This is a genomic window from Maribacter sp. PR1 (assembly GCF_028464145.1).
Taxonomy (GTDB): Bacteria; Bacteroidota; Bacteroidia; order Flavobacteriales; family Flavobacteriaceae; genus Maribacter.
Map to the genome: position 1 here is coordinate 19,747 of NZ_JAQPCG010000015.1, position 21,203 is coordinate 40,949.

Here is a 21,203-nt window from a genome sequence, read left to right on the forward strand (position 1 = left end):
ATAAAGCCCTTGCTTATGCAAAGGCTTTATACTTAACTAATTCAGTCCCGATAGCTATCGGGATAAAAATGATATTCCCTACTAAGTAGACGCCATAAAAATGAAAATGTTACATTTTAGGCTTATGATTTCATTAACAAGTCTTTAAATTAATTATTCGGTTCTTTGAAAAATTGACCAAATTCCAAGATATAAATGACAAAAAAATTACTATTTCCGCTACTTGCGGCGGCTTGTTTGTTAAGTTTTCAGACCACTGAAGCACAAATTTTCAAGAAGAAAAAAAAGAAGACCGAAAGCCCATCAGAAAAAACCGGCAAAGATAAAATTAAGCCTTACAACCAGGTAATTACGAAAGAGGCAAAAACGGATACCGGGCTTTTTGATGTTCATTTAGTGGACGATAAGCATTACTATGAAATTCCAGATTCCCTTTTTAATAGGGAAATGTTGATGGTAAGCCGAATTTCCAAAACCGCCTCTAACATTGGTTTTGGAGGAGGAAAGATAAATACCCAAGTACTCCGTTGGGAAAAGAAAGACAAAAAGGTGTTGTTACGGGTGGTCTCCCATGATGTAGTTGCTGCCGATTCCCTTCCAGTGCACGAAGCTGTCGTAAATTCGAATTTTGAACCAGTTCTTTATGCTTTTGACATTCAGGCCTTCAAAAAGGATTCCCTTAATCCTGCAACCGTTATCGAAGTCGATGACATCTTCACCAAGGACACCAAGGCATTTGGTATGCCGGATTCCTATAGAAAAAGATATAAGGTGTCCCGTTTAGACGATAGTAGAAGCTTTATAGAAAACATAAGAAGTTACCCTCTAAATGTGGAAGCTAGGCATGTTAAAACCTATTTGGCAAGTAACCCCCCTAGCAATGGTAGCCTTGGATCCATATCCATTGAAATAAACAACTCCATGGTCTTGTTACCCAAGGAACCTATGAAACGTAGGTATTTTGATCGTCGCGTAGGCTGGTTTGCAAGAGGTCAAGTAGACTATGGACTGGATGCACAGGAAAGCAAGACCGTAAATTTCTTGGACCGCTGGAGATTGGAAGTAAAAGACGAGGATCTGGAAAAGTTTAAAAACGGGGAACTGGTAGAACCTAAAAAACAGATCGTCTATTATGTAGATCGGGCCACTCCAAAGCAATGGGTGCCCTTTATAAAAAAAGGGATAGAAGATTGGCAAGTAGCTTTTGAGGAAGCTGGGTTTAAAAATGCCATTATAGCCAAGGACCCGCCAACTCCCGAAGAAGACCCGGAATGGTCTCCCGAGGATGTACGTTATTCCGTGGTACGCTATTTGGCGTCTCCAATTCCTAACGCCAATGGTCCCCATGTGAGCGACCCGAGAAGCGGTGAGATATTGGAGTCGGACATCAACTGGTATCACAACGTGATGAGCCTCTTGAGAAACTGGTACTTTGTGCAGACCGCCGCTATTAACCCGTCCGCACAAGGCGTACAATTCGATGAAGATGTGATGGGAAGGTTAATTCGTTTCGTATCGTCCCATGAGGTAGGCCATACGCTTGGCTTGCCGCATAATATGGGGAGTAGTGTTGCCTATCCTGTAGATTCGCTACGTTCGGCAAGTTTTACCAAAAAATATGGTACGGCACCTTCCATCATGGATTATGCCCGCTTCAACTATATCGCCCAACCCGGTGATGAAGGTGTTGCCCTAATGCCAGATATTGGGGTCTATGACAAATATGCCATTAAATGGGGCTATAAGCCTATTTTGGATACCGATGCCAAAGGGGAAAAACCTATTTTGGACGAGTGGATTCTGGAACATGCAGGGGACCCGCTATATCGATTTGGACACCAACAAGTAGGCGACATCGTTGACCCTAGTTCCCAAACCGAGGATTTAGGGGATAACGCCATCAAGGCCAGTGCATATGGTATAGCCAACCTTAAGCGCATTGTTCCCAAACTCATGGAATGGACCCAAGAAGAAGGTAAAAATTATGATGACTTGGAAACACTCTACGGGCAGGTAATTGCACAGTATAATCGTTATATGGGCCATGTTTCCAACAACATTGGCGGGGTTTACGAATTTCACAAAACCTATGACCAAGAAGGAGCAGTATATACCCATGTAGATGCAGAACATCAGGAAAACTGTATGGAATTCTTACAGGAGCAATTATTTCAGACTCCGGAGTGGTTATTAGATCAGGATATTTTTGGTAGGATTCAATATTCAGGATTTGTAGAGCGTATTCGTTCCATACAGGAGCGTAACTTAACAAACATGATGAGCTTGGGTAAAATGGCCCGTTTGGTGGAGAACGAGGCCGCTATTGGAAACGAAGCCTATACCTTGGTTGAAATGATGGACGACCTTAGGCAAGGCATTTGGTCCGAACTGTCTTCTGGCAAAAAGATAGACACCTACAGGAGGAACTTGCAGAAAGCACATATAGACCGTTTGGCCTATTTGATGACTGCCGAGAACCAGAAAAAGCTTTCGGACTATGGCGGTTATAGAAAATCTACTGCGGTCAACACCAGCCAGTCGGATATCCGTTCTGTGGCCCGTGCTGAGCTAAATATCCTAAAAAGAAACATTAGAAACGCTATGGGCAGAACTAACGACAGAATGAGCAGATATCATCTAGAGGATGTACAGGAACGAATAGACCAGATATTGGAACCCAACTAAAACCCTTTTTTGGAAAGTATCGGTGAATTACATCATTAAACCGATGAATGTAACCGTTTAACCACATTTATATGGTATTTGCCATCATAAAAAGTCCATTTGACAACAATAGGCTTTTTTGTACGTTCTTATTTTATAGATTTAGATATAAATTAAAAACCCCCACATCATGAATAACAAACTCAAAAGCTTAATCTATCTCAGCTGCTTCATGGTTGCTGCCGTATTTTATCATTTTCAAATCAATAATGAATCTGGCCAAAACCTTCCACAGAACGAAGTTATGGCAGAAGCCGATATCGTTGTAGAGCCCTTCACTGAAAACATGAATACAGAAGCGGTACAATAGGTATACAAAACATAAGTAAATAAAAAAGCGCGACTTTGAAGTCGCGCTTTTTTCGTTTTAAAACGTTAGTTCGCAAAGTTAAAATACTATTAAAAGACGATTCCCATTTAAACTATTTACCATTTAACAGGTCTTATTAGTGAACCCATAAAAAATCAAAATGATGAGAAAATTAATATTGGCCGCTCTTTTCCTTACGGGGATAACGGCAATGGCACAAGACCATAACAGGAAAGAAGGTAGAAGGCAAATGCAAGATTTAAATCCGGAACAATTGGCAACACTACAGTCCAAGAGGATGACCTTGGCCCTGGACCTAACGGAGGGCCAGCAATCTAAAATAAAAGAGATGTTTGCCAAAAATGCTGAAGCGCGAAAGGCAAGCATGGAAGAACACAAGGCGAGAAAGGAGAATGGCAAAGAACTTTCGGATGATGAAAAATTTGCCTTGAAGAACGAACGCTTGGACATGCAGATTGCCCATAAAAAAGAAATGAAATCCATTTTAAATGATGAGCAATATGCCAAATGGGAAAAAATGAACCATAGAAAAGGGATGCACAGTAAAGGGAAACACCATAGAGGCCAAGAAAGTAAAAGAAGACCAAAAAAATAGGTTGTTTAGTGATTGATTGATGAGAAAGACCCTGCTTTTAAAGTAGGGTCTTTTTTTGTTTACAAAAGTTTATAGTCGTTTGTAAGCAATTGAAAATGTTTAAAGACTCTAAACCTCCAGTGAATTAGGCAAAAACAAAAAAATATTGGATTTTTATAGTACCTCCCCTATAATAGAAATATAGTAACTTGTTACTATATACAATTGTTGTGCGTCATTATCAGAAACAGCTAACCAATGATAAAATTCTTTAGAAGTATTAGGCAAAAAATGCTGACCGAAAACAAATTTAGCAAATATCTTTTGTATGCGATTGGCGAAATTGTTCTTGTAGTCATTGGAATTTTGATTGCGTTGCAAATTAATAATTGGAATGAAGCTCGTAAGCAAAACACAATAGTCAACACTTATTTAAAAGGGATGGTACTTGATTTAAATAATGACATAAGAAGATTTGATATAATCATTAAGAACTTGAATGAACAAATTAAAAGCAACACGTTGATTTTTGAGGATAAGAGTTATCAAAATCTTCCAATTGATTCTATTGTTTTATCTATAACAAGCTATTTCAACGATTATAAAATCTCTGACCAAACCTTCCAAAAAATAAAGAATTATGGACTTGCAAATCAATTAGGTTCTACCGAATTAAATGACGTTATAAACAATTATTATTCAGAAGACCTTTACCGATTTAATTTGTTCATAGACTATGATGAAAAACGTTCAATAGATGATGATGATTTCTGGTTTGTTACCAATGATTATGAAATCAATCCAGTTTTGGGTCAAAGTAAAAATATAAATCTTCCTTTTGCAGAAAATGAAGAGACAAGGAAAACAGCATTAATACAAAAGTTAGAATCTAATTTAGGTAGAAACAATTTAAGAAATAATATTTCGAGAAAGTCACTTGGAATCAACATCACCCAAAATTTGAAAAATAAAGCTAAATTATTGAAGGAAATGATTAATAAAGAACTGAATAAAAAATAACGAATGTACAAGATTGGCTATAAGTAATTGCGCCGTTCGTCTACATTGGAAATTTCGCCGACATTTCCAGTACTAGAAAAATTAAGTACCAACCAAGGCAAGAAATCCTAGCCTTGAAATTGGTGGTAATTAAAACATTGGAAAATGGGAATTAAAAATTTCAATGATACAATCGATATTTGGATAGAAGAACTATCTCGATTCAGTATTGAACAACTTAAAATTAAGCCTGATGACAAAAGTTGGTCACTTGGACAGCTCTACGAACATCTGATTGAAGAAACAAATTGGTACAACGGTCAAATAGAAAAGACGCTTGGAAACGAAAAAAATATTGAAAAAGAGACTTCGGATGCTGCTATAATCCTTTTTAAAAGGGGGTCTTTTGAAAACAAACAATTTCGGGGCGACCCGTTGATATCGGAAAATATCCAACAGCCTACCAAAACCTCTACATTAAAATTGCAATTGGAACAATTAAAAAAGAACACAAACGATATTTGGACAACAATAAGTAATACATCAAAATACGGTAAATCAGAACATCCTGGAATTGGATTTTTGAATTGTTTTGAATGGATACAGTATTCAGAAATGCATATGAGGCACCATTTAAAACAGAAGAAGCGAATTGAAAAATTTTTACGATCACTACAATAACTAACGCCAATAATGGCCATAAGTTATCGCTTGTTCATACTTATTTAGGAAATCCGAAAAAGTGGATTACAAGTAATGCTTTTAACCTATCGAGCTTAACACAAACTTACCTTGCTACCAAGATCCACCAGTAATTTAACAGTTTTGGAAATAAATTCTCTATTTTTAAAAACATATAACTTTCCCCTGCTCAGCAGGAGTTTAAGTGCAAGAAAAAAATATACGAATGGAGTTTACCAGTGAACATTTAGTCCAGGCTAAAACACGCGCCGATTTAAAGAAAATAGCGAAAAAGAATAAAATTCCCATATCAAAAACAATTAAGAAACTAAAATACGAAGCTGAATTAAGGGAGCTGCAATCAGAATTGGTGAGTCTGCAAAAATGGGTTGCCGAAAAGAATATTAGAATCGCCGTAATATTCGAGGGTAGGGACGCCGCAGGAAAAGGAGGCTCCATTAAAAGGTTTAACGAACATTTGAATCCAAGAACCGCCCGTGTGGTTGCACTTAATAAACCTACCCATGTAGAACAGGGACAATGGTATTTTAGAAGATATATAAAAGTGTTACCCAATCCCGGAGAAATTGTGTTTTTTGATAGGAGTTGGTACAATAGGGCCGTGGTAGAACCGGTAATGGGCTTTTGTACAGAGGAACAATACAAAAAGTTTATTGTTCAAGTTCCGGAATATGAACATTTATTATATGAGGATAATGTAAAAATTATTAAGTTTTGGTTTTCAATCTCTAAGGAAGAACAAAAGAAAAGATTTGATTCCCGTTTAAACAATCCCCTAAAACGATGGAAATTTAGCCCGGTAGATATGAAAGGTCAGGGTTTGTGGGACGAGTATACGCATTACAAGGAACAAATGTTCAGCAAAACACATACCAATTATAGCCCCTGGATCATTGTAAAAACAAACAGTAAGAAACAGGCCCGTTTGGAAAGTATGCGCTACGTACTGTCTCAATTTGATTATGATGGAAAAGGACAATCTAAGGTATCGCTCTTACCAGATCCAAATATTATCATGGGATACCACAGAAGTGCCATACAAATAGATATTTAATAGCTCCAAAAATGAAGAAAGATAAATACACAAAAGAAGAGATGGATCTATTCAATTCTAAAATAGGTTTGCACACCCTTTTAAAAAGGAAAAACAACAATCCGGACAAGGCTCTAGAAGAAATTAAATACCTAACAACGCTAAGAGAGAAGCAAGAGGAGCTTATAAAGCTTCAAAATTGGGTCATAGACAATGATGAGAAAGTAGTAATTCTATTTGAAGGTAGGGATGCCGCAGGAAAAGGAGGTGCCATTAGAAGAATTACCGAATATATTAATCCAAGACGATTCAGAAAAGTTGCCTTGAACAAACCTACCGAAGATGAAAGAAAACAATGGTTTTTTCAACGCTACATTAACCAACTCCCCAAACCGGGAGAAATCGTTTTTTTCGATCGTAGTTGGTACAACAGGGCGGTAGTAGAACCCGTGAATGGTTTTTGTACAAAAAAAGAGTACGAAATATTTATGTCACAAGTAAATGATTTTGAAAGGATGCTTATTGACTCTAACATTCATTTGGTGAAGTTCTATTTTTCTATAAATAAGAAAGAGCAAGCGGCACGGTTTAAGGATATCAAGTCCAGTCCCTTAAAACGTTGGAAAATGACTCCGGTAGATGAAAAAGCACAGGAATTATGGGAAGAATATACCAAATATAAAGAACGGATGTTTGAGGCAACAAACACAGAAATTGCTCCGTGGTTAATTATACACGCCAATAAAAAATCTTCGGCTCGCTTAAAAGCCGTTTCCCATCTTTTAGAGGTTATACCTTATAAATAAATATCATTAGGGTTACTAAGTTGTATATAGACCCAAATATTGACTATCGATTTTAGGAAAATGAATTTCCAGGAAGGAAAGTGGAAAGAGATTGACAGAAAATAATAACGGAAAAAACGCACAATAACCATAAGCCATAAAGTAGTATATTTAAAAGCCATGGCGTATTTAATCTGTCTACCTAATCTTTTGAATTTAGCTTTAGAAAAATAAAGAAAAGGCTAAACAAAAAGCTTTGTCCATAAGCACAGAAGGATACGAAAAGCTTGTCGTACTGCCCTACTTCCGATAGCCGAACCGCTAAAGAATATTTAAATTGAAAAGACCAAAATTTTAAAGAAGTAAAAAATTGTATAACATAATTAACTTCGTAATTTCATTTGGTGCCATGCAAGGCCTTATTATTGGAATTTTTCTTTTAATAAAAGGCTATAAATTAAGACAAGAAAATTTTTATTTAGCCCTCATTCTAATTGGTTTTGCGGCAATTTTAGGAAGAGTTGTTATACTAGGCTTCTATGAAAATCATTCATGGGTCTTTATCAATCTTAACTTCATTTTATTGATTTCTCCCGCATTCTACTTTTATGCAAAAGAATCTTCAAGAAGTACTAAGACTCCTCTGAAAATCAATTACCTGCATTATCTACCCTTGCTGATAATAAATTCAGGGTACCTATTATTTCATGTTTTTTTAAAAAATTCAGTCCATTACCGGACCTATCTAATCAACATTATTAAAGTAAACGATGGTTTTAGCATCATCTATTTTTCAATATACCTTTATCTGACCTATAAAATTATTAGAGCACATAAGTCTACTTATGCTGAGGGCCTTTACCCGTTATTAAAAAAACTAACATTCATTTTTATTGGTTTTTTTGTTATTTGGTTAGTCTACATTTTGGCCGAATTAGTCTATTACAACTATAGTATGGAGCTTATATATTATTATCCGATGATGCTAATATTAGCTGTGATGCTCTATTATATGAGTTTAAAAGTAATTATTAACGACCGTTTTCTTTTTGATATTAAGGAAATGACAAAAAGGAAAACCTTCATTTTGGAGGAGGAAGACAGCAAAAACTTATTGAATACATTGACTATTTTTATGAATGAGAAAAAACCTTTTTTAGAGGGCGATATTTCCCTAATTACTCTTGCCAGTTCTATAGAAGTAAATCCCAAAGCCTTGTCTTATGTAATCAACGAACACATGCATAAGAATTTTAACCAGTATATTAATGATTGGCGCATTGAAGAGGTAAAGAAAAGGCTGAACGACAAAAAATACAGTAACCTAAAAATGCTAACAATTGCCTTTGATTGCGGTTTTAATTCCAAATCAACGTTTAATCTTGCTTTCAAAAAAGCCACTGGATTATCTCCATCCGAATATAGAAGCAAATAACATTACCTACGGTCCTAAATCCTGTTTTAAGACCACTATTCTAAATATTTCGAGTCCTAAATCTTCTTTTAAGGCATTTAATCGCATGATATATAATTATTTAGCGGCTCAAATCTTAAAAGATGTATCTATCTCGAATTATTATTTTTATTGAGCTAATAGCAATAATAGGCTGTACAGATACCAGTCCCACTTTCCAGGTAAATAACGGGATACTTATAGAGAATGCCACTATTATATCGGCCAATAAGGATGGTAAAATTGATAAGTGTGTTGGATATGTATTGCTTGATGATGAGATGATTCTTTATAGCGGAATACAAAAACCAAGCGTTACAGGTACTATAAAAAACATTAATGGTGAAGGGAAATTTATAATTCCCGGGTTAATAGATAGTCATGTCCATTTAGCAAATATAGCCGGTATGACCTGGCAAAATAAAAGGAATCATCCCAAATTAGCCAAAAGCTATTTCAATCAGCTGCCTAAAAGTTATCTTTTTTATGGGTACACAACCTTAATCGATGTCAACAATTATGCGCCAGATATTTTAGATGAAATCAAAAATCAGGTCATCAGGCCTGATATATATACCTGTGGACAGCAAGTTCAGGTGATGAATGATTTTATGATGGAAATGGAAGAATTACCACTTAGAGACAGACTTGAATATCCTTTTTTGTTCGATAAATACAATGATAACATTCACATCCCAGATTCTATTAATCTCGAGTTACATTCACCACGGGCAATTGTAAATACTATTGTAGCAGGACAGCAAGGTATAGGTATTAAAATAGTTTATGAAGATGAATCATCTGGATTTCCGCAAAGTTGGGAATTACCAAGTCTCCATTTAATGAGAGATCTGGTTGCACAGGCCCATAAAGAAGGAGTCCCTGTTTTAATGCATGCCACTTCCTATGACGCACAAAAATTCGGCCTTGAAGCTGGAGTTGACATATTTGCACATACCATGTGGAATTGGTATAAGAATCCTGAGCAATTTTTAGATACAGAGTTCACAAAAGAACATCAAGATGTACTAAAGCAAATAGCAACTAGGAAAAATGGATACCAACTAACATTTAGAACCATTTATGGTGAAGTTGATTTATTTAAAGATAATTTCAACGTAGACCCAGCTCTGGTAGATATATACCCTAAAGCCTATTTAAACTGGCTAAACACAGAAGAAGGGAATTGGGGGAAACAAAAAATAATAAACAGGGCCAAAATTATAAAAGCGATTAATCCTACGCTATATAATTATCTGAGAGCTCAATTTAATAGTGATGAAGCTATGTTCAGAGGAATTCAGCAAGTGTTTATACAAAGAATGAACACAGTAGCAAAATATCTTGCTGATAAGGATGCCAATTTACTTTTTGGAACAGATGGAGTAGCTATGAATATGGCGACCAATCCTCCTGGATATAATGGCTTTTTAGAAATGCAACATTGGGTTAATGCTGGCATTTCATTGGAAAAAATATTTATTGCCGCTACAATTAACAATGCGAATGCTTTTCATATAGGTGATAAATACGGAACTATCGAAAAAGGCAAAATCGCAAACTTAGTATTGTTAGACGAAGATCCGCTACAAAACATATCCGCCTATGACCAGATAAATGCTGTTATCGTACGAGGTAAAAATTATCCTAGAAATACACTATCAGCCAGTCAAAATGATAAGAATAATATGATATGAACTATATATTAAATAAAAAACGCATTATGAAAATCTTCATCATTTTTTTAACCTTTGGAATGCTTTCTTGTAACTCCAATTCAGAAATCAAAAAAGATGAAAAGACAGGGAACTTCAGTGGGATATTTAAACAGGGTAACTTTTCCGATAAGATACTATTCGAAATAGAACGAGATTCTGTAAGTTTCAATGTATTCTTCACAAGTTTAGAGCAAAACGCCAACCGAATTCCGTTTCAAAATGTGGAAGTAAAGGAAGACTCGATAAATTTTAAGTTACAAAGTGATTTTTACTCCTACTCCTTCAAAAACAAATGGGTAGATAATTATAGCAAACTTCAGGGTTCACTTAGTGTGGACACTACTACAACCCTATATACATTAGAAAAAAAATATTTAGACCATAGCAATACGCCAAAAAGTGAGGAAGTTAGTTTTGAATCCAACGGATTAGGTCTAAATGGAACTATTTGGTATCCTGATAACAATGAAGAAAAAGCCCTTGTAATTGTGACTTCCTCTGGAAACGCGGACCGAAGTGCTTCACGTGCAGAAGCCATATTATTTGCACAAATGGGATTTACAACATTTCATTATGATAAAAGAGGAACCGGAAATTCTGAGGGTAATTGGAATAGTGCAACAATTGAGGAATTATCGACAGATGATGTAAATGCTATTACCTATTTCTCCGAGAAAACAGGAATTCCATTGAACAAAATAGGAGTAAAAGGGAGTAGTCAGGGAGCTTCAAAAATACCATTCATTTTAGGTGAATTAGGGAATTTAAAATATGGGGTTGCAGTAAGTTGCCCGGGAGTTACTTTATTAGAAAGCGATTTGAATTATTGGAGGAATAGAAATCGAGATGTTATCGGAAATGAAATTGATGTTGCAACTAAATTTCAACGAAAGGTTTTTGAATTTATAGCAGGTAAACTATCAAGAACAGATTTGGAAAAAGCTATAAATGATGAAAAATCCAATTCGTGGTTTGCCCATGTTTGGGTGCCAAATCTGGATGAAGTCCAAACCGACAAAAAGCTTTTATATAGTCCATTACCCTACTTTGAAACAACAAAGCAACCCATGCTTATTATTCAGGGAACAAAGGATGAAATAATACCTGAAAATAGTTATGAGGTTATTTCAGAGGCACTGATGAAATCAGAGAATGATAACTTTAAAGCTATTTTACTAGAAGAAGCCTCTCATTCAATGTATTATATCGGAGAAAGTGATTTCCCTTATTGGTCCAAACTGCATCCTGATTATTTAGCAACAATTGAAAATTGGATATATAATCTTTCTAACATTGTAAATAAATAGTAGACGATTTATTTACAAAATCAAGGCTTTAGGCTTTAATAAAACCCTGTACTCAAAAGAAACCTAAGAGCTTCACACCCCCTATGTAGCAATAGATAAATGATATAACATTCAAATGTGTCTATATTATATCCTAGATTTGCCAACTTATCAATTGGGACGTTTACTATCGCAGACGTCACTTGCACCAAGAGACTAAAAGGTAGTAGCTCCTCCCATCCGATGGTTGAATGGTTTTTGCTATATTTCCATAAAATTAAAATCCACCGCAGCAACACATGGATTGCTCTATGACCGTCTTACAAGGTGCGACGTTGTAGTAAATTAGGTAAGGCAACCAAACAACTTAGAGATAAAAACAGAGGACCATGAAGGCATTTACAAGATATAAATACGGAGGACCTGAGGTTCTAAGCTTGGAAAAAGTTGAAAAACCAACCTTAAAGGAAGGTCATTTACTTATTAATGTCAAAGCAAATTCTGCCAATCCCGCTGACTGGCATATCCTAAGAGGAAAGCCGTTATTCGCCAGACTCTCTTTTGGGTTGTTTAAACCAAAAAACAAAAAACTTGGTGCCGACTTTGCCGGGATTGTCAAAGAAGTTGGTCAAGGTGTTACTAAGTTCAAAGTTGGGGATCAGGTGTATGGAGAATCTTTACAAGGAGGAGCTTTTGCAGAATATACCTGTGCAGCTGAAAACGTATGTGGGTTGATGCCAGAAAGGGCAACCTATAATGAAATGGCATGTGTACCCATCGCTGGATTGACAGCATTACAGGCTTTAGTAACCCATGGAAAATTAAAAAAAGGAGAATCAGTCCTAATTAATGGTTCATCAGGAGGAGTCGGTCATTTTTCCGTGCAAATTGCCGAGTCATATGGAGCTCATGTTACCGCTGTTTGCTCCACTAGAAATATAGAATTTGTTAAATCCATGGGAGCAGATAAGGTCATTGCCTATGATCAGGAGAGCATTCACCAATACAATGGAAAATTTGATTTGGTTTTGGATACGAATGGCAATCTAAATTTTGCTGATTTTAAACGTCTCGGAAAACGGGGTGTTGTGGTTGGATTTACAACCATGGGACATATGATATCTGTATTGATCAAAAAGATATTTAGTAGGTTTTCCCTTATGCAATTCACTGCCCAAGCCAATAATGACGATCTAACTATTCTGGCTAATCTTGTACAAGAAGGAAAGCTTAAACCACATATAGAAAAAACATACGCTTATTCCAAAATTCCACAGGCTATTGCATATATAGAGTTAATGAGAACAAGGGGTAAAGTGGCTATGTCTTGGGAGAAGTAATTCATAAAGATAAAAATCTAACTACAATAAGATATACGATATATTAAAGGACCCTATTTAATAATAAATACTAGATCCGTGTTCACTAGAAAGTCCTTCGGACTTACAAAACGTTGTTTTTCTTTTACTACCTTACCGTCTAAACCACCCAATTGTTCTTACTCATTCATTGGCAATAATTTATTTAAAAGATCAGACATGAAGAACTGCTTAAAAATTTTAGTATTAGTACTTTTTATGAGTTGCGGAAATGACAAACAAGACACAGCAAATGTAGTGGAAGTAGATCAAACAACGATTGCCAATCATATTGAACGTCTGGCATCTGATGATTTTCTTGGAAGAAAACCATTCACGGAAGGTGAAGTTAAAACGGTCAACTACTTAAAAGATGAGTTTGAAAAACTAGGCCTTTTACCGGGGAATGGGAACAGTTATTTTCAAGATGTTCCAATGATAGAAATCACAGGGACGCCTTCTGAAAACATGATTATTTCCGGTAAGAACGGTAGCTTTAATCTAGAATATTTAAAGGATTTTGTGGCCACAACGAACAAACCTGTGTCAGATGTAGGCCTTGAAAATTCGGAACTTGTTTTTGCCGGTTATGGAGTGGTTGCTCCTGAATATGGATGGAACGATTATGAAGGTATTGATTGGAAAGGAAAAACAGCTGTTGTCCTAATTAATGACCCAGGTTTTAAATCTGGCGATTCCACATTATTTAAAGGAAATGCAATGACGTATTATGGTCGATGGACTTACAAGTACGAAGAAGCTGCAAGGCAAGGTGCTGCCGGACTTATTATTATTCATGATACCGAGCCGGCCTCTTATGGTTGGAACGTAATTGAATCGGGTTGGAGCGGTGCCCGACTGGTTATTGAAAGTGATTTGCCGCTGTTAAATGTCGAATCTTGGATAAGTGGTGAAAGTGCCGGAAAATTGTTCGATGCTTCGGCCATGAATGGGCAAGACTACAAAACCCTGGCTAGAAATAAAAGCTTTGCACCCATTCCGCTGGATTTAAATGTTTCCGTAGCAATTAAAAATGAAATTAAAAAAGATGTTTCTAAAAATGTAGTGGCACTTTTACCAGGTACGGATAGTAAGGACGAATATATTATTTACTCTGCGCATTGGGATCATTTTGGCATTGGCAAAGCTATTGAAGGTGATACTATATATAATGGTGCCGTAGATAATGCATCCGGTACTGCAGGTCTATTAGCAATAGCAGAGGCATTCAAAAAGAGTGCTGACACAAAACGTTCAGTTGTTTTTATGGCGGTAACTGGAGAGGAACAAGGTTTATTGGGATCAGCATTTTATGCAGAGAATCCTATTTTTCCTCCCAATAAAACAGTGGCCAATATTAATATTGATGCGCTGGACAGTCCGGGAAAAATGAAAGATTTAACGATAACTGGTTTTGGTCAATCTGAAATGGATGAATACGCCAAGGAAGCGGCCGAAAAACAAGATAGATATGTGATACCGGATCCAGAAGCTGAAAAAGGCTATTTCTTTAGATCGGATCACTTCAATTTTGCTAAAATTGGGATTCCAGCTTTGTATGCTAGTGGTGCTTATGAAGGACAAGATAAAAGCATCGAAGAGATAATAAAGTATAACGATGACTACCGTTTGAAAAAATATCATCAGCCCTCAGATGAATACAATGCTGAAACTACGGAATTAAGCGGTGTTCAATCAGATTTACAATTGCTTTTTAATGTAGGGTTGAAATTATCCAATGAGGATTATTTTCCCAAATGGTATGATACTAGTGAGTTTAAAGCGGCAAGGGACTAATTGAAATATTTTCACTACAGTACATAATTTAACTAGCGATAAGTACTTCCTTAAATAGTTGAATTAAAAATTAATTGGCATTATGATTTTTGTTGTTCATACTACCTTCTCAATATTGGCATTACTTGCCGGACTCATTTTTCTTCTTCCCAAAGGGTCCAAAAAACATAAAAAAATAGGGTACATATATTCTATAAGTATGATACTATGTGTCGTTACCTCTTTCGGGTTGTTCAATTTATGGGGTAGTTTTGGAGTTTATCATGTTCTGTCCATTGTTAGTTTTTTAACCTTAGTAATTGCACTTTATTTTCCACTTTTTGGCAGAAAGAATAAAAAGTGGATTTTACAACATTCGATATGGATGGGTTATAGCTATGTCGGTTTAGTTATGGCTGCTGGTTCTCATTTGTTCGGCGTGTTCCCCGATTGGCCAAATTGGTTGCGAATTGGATTATTTTGGGTCTTCCCTTACTTTACGGGTAGCGTTCTTATTTTTAAAAACAAAGATAATAGAGCGGAAAAAGCCGCCAAAAATATTGGGAAATAGTAAAAACGAGGGATAATTCTAGCCCCTTAGATAAGTTATAGTCCTACCCCATATTTAAAGGAAAATCTTTATCTCGTATTCTGTGCCCAACCCTTTAATCACCTCTTACATATAATCTCCTGATTAGGCTAAAAATCTTATCTTCAAAACTTAAAACCAAACATGAATACCTAGCCAATTCTAATAATACGCAATAAACGGAGCATATGAACACTAGCTATATTTCTAAGAACTCTTTCATTCATATATTCATTACAACCCTAATTATTTTTACCATGGGTGGCGCTTTTGCTCAAGAAAATAATAATAATCCTCAAAAAGATACGCTTATGGAAATCGCTTTCATTTTGTTCGATGACTATGAAACCCTTGATGTTTTTGGCCCGGCAGAAATTTTTGGTCGATTGGTAGACCAATATAATCTTCAGTTCTATTCTTTAGAAGGTGGAGTAATTTCTAACAGACATAAGGTCCCGATTATGACCAAAAAACTAGAATCGATTAGTAGTAGTCCCGAATTAGTACTAATCCCAGGAGGTTTGGGTACCAGAAAAGAAGTCAATAATATACCCCTTATTACTAAAATTAAAGAGCTTTCTCTAGCAAGTGATTATGTTCTTACCGTTTGTACAGGTAGCGCACTTTTAGCAAAGTCAGGACTTTTGGATGGAAAAAAGGCGACTTCGAATAAGCGAGCTTTTTCTTGGGTTTCCTCACAAGGTACGCAGGTAAATTGGGACAAAAGAGCGAGATGGGCCATTGATGGCAAATACTATACTTCCTCGGGAGTGAGTGCAGGAATGGATATGGCACTGGGATTTCTTGCCGATAGACACGGAATTGACTTTGCTAGAAAGATTGCCAAGGAAATCGAATATAATTGGACTGAGGATAAAGACAATGACAATTTTGTGGCTGAATAAATACTATTTTAGTAAGCCATGGATTGTTTGTTAGTTCATTAAAAATCTCAAGGAAATTGAGCCTTTTAGACAGAATAATTTTTCTCGATAATCATTAAATATAAGATTCCTTTTAGACTTTTAGTTTTAATGATAGGAGATTAAAAGTTCAGACAGGTCTTGAACCTAAAATTACTATTCCATAAGAATCATTAAATTGGTATACCGGATTTAACATGCAACCTGCCAAACCTAAACACCGAGTTTGCCAAACTATAAGACCAAACGAAAGCTAAGCAGAATACTCCCATTTGGTATAATATGGGTGCTGTTGGGATGGTTATTTCTATTTATTGAACATGCAGATGGCACGGACAATTCCCAGACTGATGCGATAAACCTAAATTTTCCGGTATTTCTTTTCGCCACCTTTGCCGTATTTTTAGTGGGTATTTTGGTAGGATATATTGAACTTTCGTTTCTTAACCGACGCTTCCATCAAAGACCCTTTTACCAAAAGATTTTATTTAAACTGATCTTTTATTTGATGCTATTTTCCTTGGTGATGCTTATCCTGTATCCCATTGCGGCAAGTATTGAATTGGATACTTCCGTATTTTCTAAAACCGTTTGGACCAAATATTTTAGTTTCTTGAAAAGTATGGTGCATTTCAGCACTATGGTGCAGCTATCGGCCTCCTTGTTCCTTTCCCTAATTTATGCAGAAATAAGCGATAATTTAGGGCACGGGGTTTTACTCAATTTTTTTACGGGAAAATACCATAACCCCATAGAGGAATTCAGAATATTCCTTTTTACGGATATGAAGGACTCAACAAGCATCGCAGAAAAATTGGGAACCAAGAAATACTTCCTTTTTTTAAGGGATTATTATAATGCCGTGGAAGATGCCATAATCAAATTCGGTGGGGAAGTCTATCAATATATTGGGGATGAAATCGTAATCACTTGGGAGTACCAAATGGGAGTAAAAAATTACAATTGTCTACATACTTTTTTTGAAATGAAAGATGCACTAGCAACTAAATCAAGCTTCTTTCTTGAATCCTATGGTTATGCACCTAGTTTTAAGGGTGGTATGCATTTTGGGGAAGTGACCACAGGGGAAATTGGAGCCCTGAAAAAAGAAATTGTATTTACGGGTGACATCCTCAATACAACGGCAAGGATACAAGCAGCATGCAATCCATATAAAACCGATTTTCTCATATCCATGGAATTGTTAGACCGTTTAAAACTGGAAGACAAAATGTTTTCCATAACCAAAATTGGTAACGTTGCCCTCAAAGGCAAGAATGAATCATTGATTTTGGCCAAGGTCGAAAGAAACTTGAAACATCCAAACTAGCTATTTTACACATGATAAAGTTTTTTAGAAAAACCAGAAAAAAATTACTCGCCGAAAAAAAAGTCGGTCGATACCTGGCCTATGCCCTTGGAGAGATTGTACTTGTGGTTATTGGAATACTTATAGCCTTGGCAATTAACAATAAAAATCAGCAAAATATTAATGCCCAAACCGAACAAACCTATCTACTTGGTCTAAAAGAGGAATTTTTAACCAGTAAAGCCAAATTAACGGAACTCATAAACATTAACGAACAAAATATTAATGGAGCTGAAAGAATAATGGAAATAGCGAATCTTAAGGACAACTTACCTTCAGAAGAGAAATTCTCCAAACTCTTATTTAACACATTGGTATCGGATATTGCCTTTAATCCAAACAACTCTTTATTAAACGAAATCATTAATTCCGGAAATCTTAAAAACATTTCCAATGCTGAACTTAGAATTAAGCTTACGAATTGGCTGGCAACTTTGGAGGATATCGCTAGACAGGAAAAAGATTTGGGATTGCAGCGTGAAAATTTATTGGATATGTTCAGAACCAATGAATATAGCCTTAAGACCGTTTTTGAGGATTCCGGTATTTACAAAGAAATGGGTCTTCCCGAAGTAGCTGGAACACAATCGAACCTAAGTTTATTGTCCTCGACGGAATTTGAAAACAAACTCCTTATGTTTATCCTTACTAGTCAAGCAACGGGAGATGCCCATTACCAACCATTAATGTTGTACTTGGATTCTATATTGGAAACTATCTCAAAGGAATTAGATTAAAGAATATTGCTGTATTTAATTGATTCCCAAAAAGGTGTATTAAAGTTTTTTAGGCTCTGGATAAACTGACCAAAAGGAAAAATTTATAAATTAGTGATAAAGTAATTTAAAATGACGCTTCAAAAAAAACAACCGCTTACCATCCTAGCCCCAATGGCTTTACTTTTAATACCTTTTGTTGGTATGCAGTTTTCCAATGAGGTGGCTTGGAGCCTAGGTGATTTTGTAGTAGCTGGCCTTCTTTTATTTACTGTAGGATTAGGAATCAATATAATTCTACGGAAAGTGGCCCCAAAATTCCGTGTTGCTTTTATAATAGCCCTACTCGTTTTGTTTCTTTTGGTTTGGGCAGAATTGGCGGTAGGTGTCTTCGGCACTCCGTTCGCAGGAAGTTAAAATCTATTTATTATTTGTAAATACCGATTCCAATGAAAACAATGACCTGTAAACAACTAGGAGGAGCTTGTGAGATGCAATTCCAAGCGGAGAATTTTGAAGAAATGGCCGAATTGAGCAAAAAACATGGCACGGAAATGTTTTTAAAGGGTGATGAACCACACCTAAAAGCCATGGAAAATATGAAGTCCATGATGCAATCTCCTGAAGCTATGCAAAACTGGTTTAATAGTAAACGAGAAGAATTTAATGCCTTGCCGGAAGACTAAAACTAACTTAAGTCCAAATTGTAAACCGCTTCAACAGTGGCGTCCAAATCGTCGTATGAAAGCGCATCATTAAGGAAATAGCTTTCAAAAGCGGAGGGTGGCAAATATATTCCTTGGTCTAACATCCCATGAAAGTACTTCTTAAATGTATCATTATTTCCTTTTGCCGATGTAGCGAAATCGACTACAGGTTCATCTGTAAAGTGAACTGAAATCATACTTCCAAATCGATTAATTTGATAATCAACCCCCTTTTTATCCAATGCCTCGGAAATACCAATATGCAAATGGGCGGTCTTTTCCTGAAGACTGGTAAACACCTCCGGATTATTGTTCAATTCTGTCAACATGGCTAACCCCGCACTCATCGCCAAAGGATTACCACTTAAGGTCCCTGCTTGATAAACAGGCCCTTCCGGTGCCAAATAACTCATAATTTCATTACTTGCCGCAAACGCACCAACGGGCAATCCACCTCCAATTACCTTACCAAAGCAGAGAACATCGGCCTTTACGCCCAATGCTTCCTGTGCTCCTCCTCTACCTAATCTGAAACCCGTCATGACCTCGTCGAAAATTAAAAGGATATCGTGCTCATCGCAGAGCGCCCTTAGTCCATGAATAAATCCATCCGTAGGAATAATACAACCCATGTTTCCTGCAACCGGTTCTATAATCACGGCTGCAATTTCACCTTTATTTGCCTTTATCAATCGGGAAACACTTTCCAAATCGTTGTAAGAAGCCAACAAGGTATCTTTAGCTGTGCCCTGGGTAACTCCAGGACTATTGGGACTACCAAAGGTAACGGCACCGCTACCGGCCTGTATCAAAAAAGAATCGGAATGACCGTGATAACAACCGGAAAACTTAATAATCTTGTCCTTTCCAGTATACCCCCTAGCCAAGCGTACTGCGCTCATACAAGCTTCCGTACCGCTATTTACAAATCGAATTTTATCAATATTTGGAACCATGGATACGGCCAACTTTGCCAAGTCGGTCTCTATCTCAGTAGGCATTCCAAAAGAAGTTCCCTTTTTTGCCTTTTCTATGAGGGCAGAAATAACGGGCTCATGGGCATGTCCTAAAATCAATGGTCCCCAGGAAGCAATATAATCTATCAATTTATTGCCATCTTCATCATATAAATATGCTCCTTTGGCCTCCTTAACAAAAATTGGCTCACCCCCTACCGCTTTGAAAGCCCTAACAGGTGAGTTAACACCGCCAGGTATATATTGTTTAGCCTCCGCAAAGAGTGCACTACTTCTTTTATAAATCATGTGTTACTTGTTTATGGAAGTGGACTTCACCAAAAGCTTCTGACCAACGGAAAGCCCAGAATCCCTAAGATTGTTCATTCGCATCAATTCATCTACGGATACGTAATATCTTCTGGATAAAGAATATAAGGTATCCCCTCTTTTTACAATGTGCACGGCATCAGTCTCGGTAGCAACTATCGTATCCCCATCATAACCTGCATCCAAAACACCTCCATCATACTTGTATAGTTGATGCTTCTCGATCAAATAAATCAATTTTTGGGGATATCTCCTATCCGTCGCATAACCGGCTTTACGTAAACCATGTGCCCATCTTTTGTAATCCGTAGTTTTATAATCGAATAAAAAGGCGTACCGACTTCTTGTGGTTAAAAAAATACTGTGATCCCGAAAGGAATACATAGGATGGTTGTACTTTCTAAAACATTCGCCCTTTGCATCGTCGTCATGAAAATCATAATCCCCTTGCCAACCTGTATGACATTTGATTCCGAAATGATTGTTAGTCTTTAACGCTAGTTCTCCTTGTCCATAACCACTTTCAAGTAAACCTTGGGCCAAGGTAATACTGGCAGGAATACCGTAAGCCTTCATTTCCATTTGGGCGACTTCCGAAAAGGTATTGATATACTCTGAAATGGTCTCAATTCTAAATTTTACAAACTTGCCAGCATCTTCGGGCATGGAGGTATCTCTCTGGTTCCCTGAAGCTTTTGAGGCTCCCCTTTTACTTTCGGTGAGCACATTTTTTGTTCTAAGCTTATCGGAATATGCCTTTTTTGACTTACATCCCACGGCGGCAATACCTAAGAATAAAAGCAGTACTATTTTCTTTTTCATCTATTCAAAATCATTTCTTTTTAACGGTCGGATGTACTTCGCCTTTGAATAT

20 protein-coding genes are annotated in these 21,203 nt (G+C 36.6%); 18 read left to right on the top strand and 2 right to left on the bottom strand.

Going from position 1 to position 21,203, the window contains the following annotated elements; genetic code table 11:
• Positions 1-195: 195 nt before the first annotated feature.
• From PP182_RS20685 to PP182_RS20770, 18 genes are all read left to right on the top strand, one after another.
• Positions 196-2,685, top strand: coding sequence for a zinc-dependent metalloprotease (locus PP182_RS20685; RefSeq protein ID WP_272653154.1), 2,490 nt, complete (start codon positions 196-198; stop codon positions 2,683-2,685).
• Between the two features lie 169 nt (positions 2,686-2,854).
• Entirely contained in the window at positions 2,855-3,034 is a 180-nt protein-coding gene (locus tag PP182_RS20690) for a hypothetical protein (RefSeq protein ID WP_272653155.1), read from the top strand.
• A 160-nt stretch (positions 3,035-3,194) separates the two neighbouring features.
• Complete coding sequence (locus tag PP182_RS20695; RefSeq protein WP_272653156.1) at positions 3,195-3,650, top strand: hypothetical protein; 456 nt, start codon at positions 3,195-3,197, stop codon at positions 3,648-3,650.
• A gap of 237 nt (positions 3,651-3,887) precedes the next feature.
• Positions 3,888-4,649, top strand: a complete 762-nt coding sequence (locus PP182_RS20700) for a DUF6090 family protein (protein ID WP_272653157.1) — start codon at positions 3,888-3,890, stop codon at positions 4,647-4,649.
• 144 nt (positions 4,650-4,793) lie between these two features.
• Positions 4,794-5,309, top strand: coding sequence for a DinB family protein (locus PP182_RS20705; RefSeq protein ID WP_272653158.1), 516 nt, complete (start codon positions 4,794-4,796; stop codon positions 5,307-5,309).
• Between the two features lie 226 nt (positions 5,310-5,535).
• The gene (ppk2, locus tag PP182_RS20710) at positions 5,536-6,384 is read left to right on the top strand and encodes a polyphosphate kinase 2 (RefSeq protein WP_272653159.1); all 849 of its coding nucleotides are present in this window, start codon (positions 5,536-5,538) and stop codon (positions 6,382-6,384) included.
• An 11-nt stretch (positions 6,385-6,395) separates the two neighbouring features.
• Positions 6,396-7,169, top strand: a complete 774-nt coding sequence (gene ppk2 / locus PP182_RS20715) for a polyphosphate kinase 2 (protein ID WP_272653160.1) — start codon at positions 6,396-6,398, stop codon at positions 7,167-7,169.
• Positions 7,170-8,103: 934 nt separating this feature from the next.
• Positions 8,104-8,583, top strand: a complete 480-nt coding sequence (locus PP182_RS20720; protein WP_272653161.1) for a helix-turn-helix domain-containing protein — start codon at positions 8,104-8,106, stop codon at positions 8,581-8,583.
• Positions 8,584-8,705: 122 nt separating this feature from the next.
• Positions 8,706-10,298, top strand: a complete 1,593-nt coding sequence (locus PP182_RS20725) for an amidohydrolase family protein (RefSeq protein WP_272653162.1) — start codon at positions 8,706-8,708, stop codon at positions 10,296-10,298.
• Between the two features lie 26 nt (positions 10,299-10,324).
• Complete coding sequence (locus tag PP182_RS20730; protein ID WP_272653163.1) at positions 10,325-11,626, top strand: alpha/beta hydrolase family protein; 1,302 nt, start codon at positions 10,325-10,327, stop codon at positions 11,624-11,626.
• 368 nt (positions 11,627-11,994) lie between these two features.
• Positions 11,995-12,945 (top strand): NAD(P)-dependent alcohol dehydrogenase, encoded by a 951-nt coding sequence (locus PP182_RS20735; protein WP_272653164.1) that lies wholly within the window; start codon positions 11,995-11,997, stop codon positions 12,943-12,945.
• A 198-nt stretch (positions 12,946-13,143) separates the two neighbouring features.
• The gene (locus PP182_RS20740; RefSeq protein WP_272653165.1) at positions 13,144-14,760 is read left to right on the top strand and encodes a M28 family metallopeptidase; all 1,617 of its coding nucleotides are present in this window, start codon (positions 13,144-13,146) and stop codon (positions 14,758-14,760) included.
• A gap of 82 nt (positions 14,761-14,842) precedes the next feature.
• Positions 14,843-15,310, top strand: a complete 468-nt coding sequence (locus PP182_RS20745) for a DUF2306 domain-containing protein (protein WP_272653166.1) — start codon at positions 14,843-14,845, stop codon at positions 15,308-15,310.
• Between the two features lie 206 nt (positions 15,311-15,516).
• Positions 15,517-16,233 carry a DJ-1/PfpI family protein gene (locus PP182_RS20750; protein WP_272653167.1) on the top strand — a complete coding sequence of 239 codons (717 nt, stop codon included), beginning with the start codon at positions 15,517-15,519 and terminating at the stop codon, positions 16,231-16,233.
• A 244-nt stretch (positions 16,234-16,477) separates the two neighbouring features.
• Positions 16,478-17,581: an adenylate/guanylate cyclase domain-containing protein gene (locus tag PP182_RS20755; RefSeq protein ID WP_272653168.1), complete on the top strand. Its 1,104-nt coding sequence runs from the start codon at positions 16,478-16,480 to the stop codon at positions 17,579-17,581.
• An 11-nt stretch (positions 17,582-17,592) separates the two neighbouring features.
• Entirely contained in the window at positions 17,593-18,357 is a 765-nt protein-coding gene (locus tag PP182_RS20760) for a DUF6090 family protein (protein WP_272653169.1), read from the top strand.
• A gap of 111 nt (positions 18,358-18,468) precedes the next feature.
• Positions 18,469-18,753: a hypothetical protein gene (locus PP182_RS20765; protein ID WP_272653170.1), complete on the top strand. Its 285-nt coding sequence runs from the start codon at positions 18,469-18,471 to the stop codon at positions 18,751-18,753.
• 32 nt (positions 18,754-18,785) lie between these two features.
• Positions 18,786-19,022 carry a DUF1059 domain-containing protein gene (locus PP182_RS20770; protein ID WP_272653171.1) on the top strand — a complete coding sequence of 79 codons (237 nt, stop codon included), beginning with the start codon at positions 18,786-18,788 and terminating at the stop codon, positions 19,020-19,022.
• A 2-nt stretch (positions 19,023-19,024) separates the two neighbouring features.
• Here the strand turns inward: PP182_RS20770 and hemL are convergent, their stop codons facing one another.
• Positions 19,025-20,308 (bottom strand): glutamate-1-semialdehyde 2,1-aminomutase, encoded by a 1,284-nt coding sequence (hemL, locus tag PP182_RS20775; RefSeq protein ID WP_272653172.1) that lies wholly within the window; start codon positions 20,306-20,308, stop codon positions 19,025-19,027.
• Between the two features lie 3 nt (positions 20,309-20,311).
• The gene (locus PP182_RS20780) at positions 20,312-21,151 is read right to left on the bottom strand and encodes a glucosaminidase domain-containing protein (protein ID WP_272653173.1); all 840 of its coding nucleotides are present in this window, start codon (positions 21,149-21,151) and stop codon (positions 20,312-20,314) included.
• Positions 21,152-21,203: the final 52 nt, after the last annotated feature.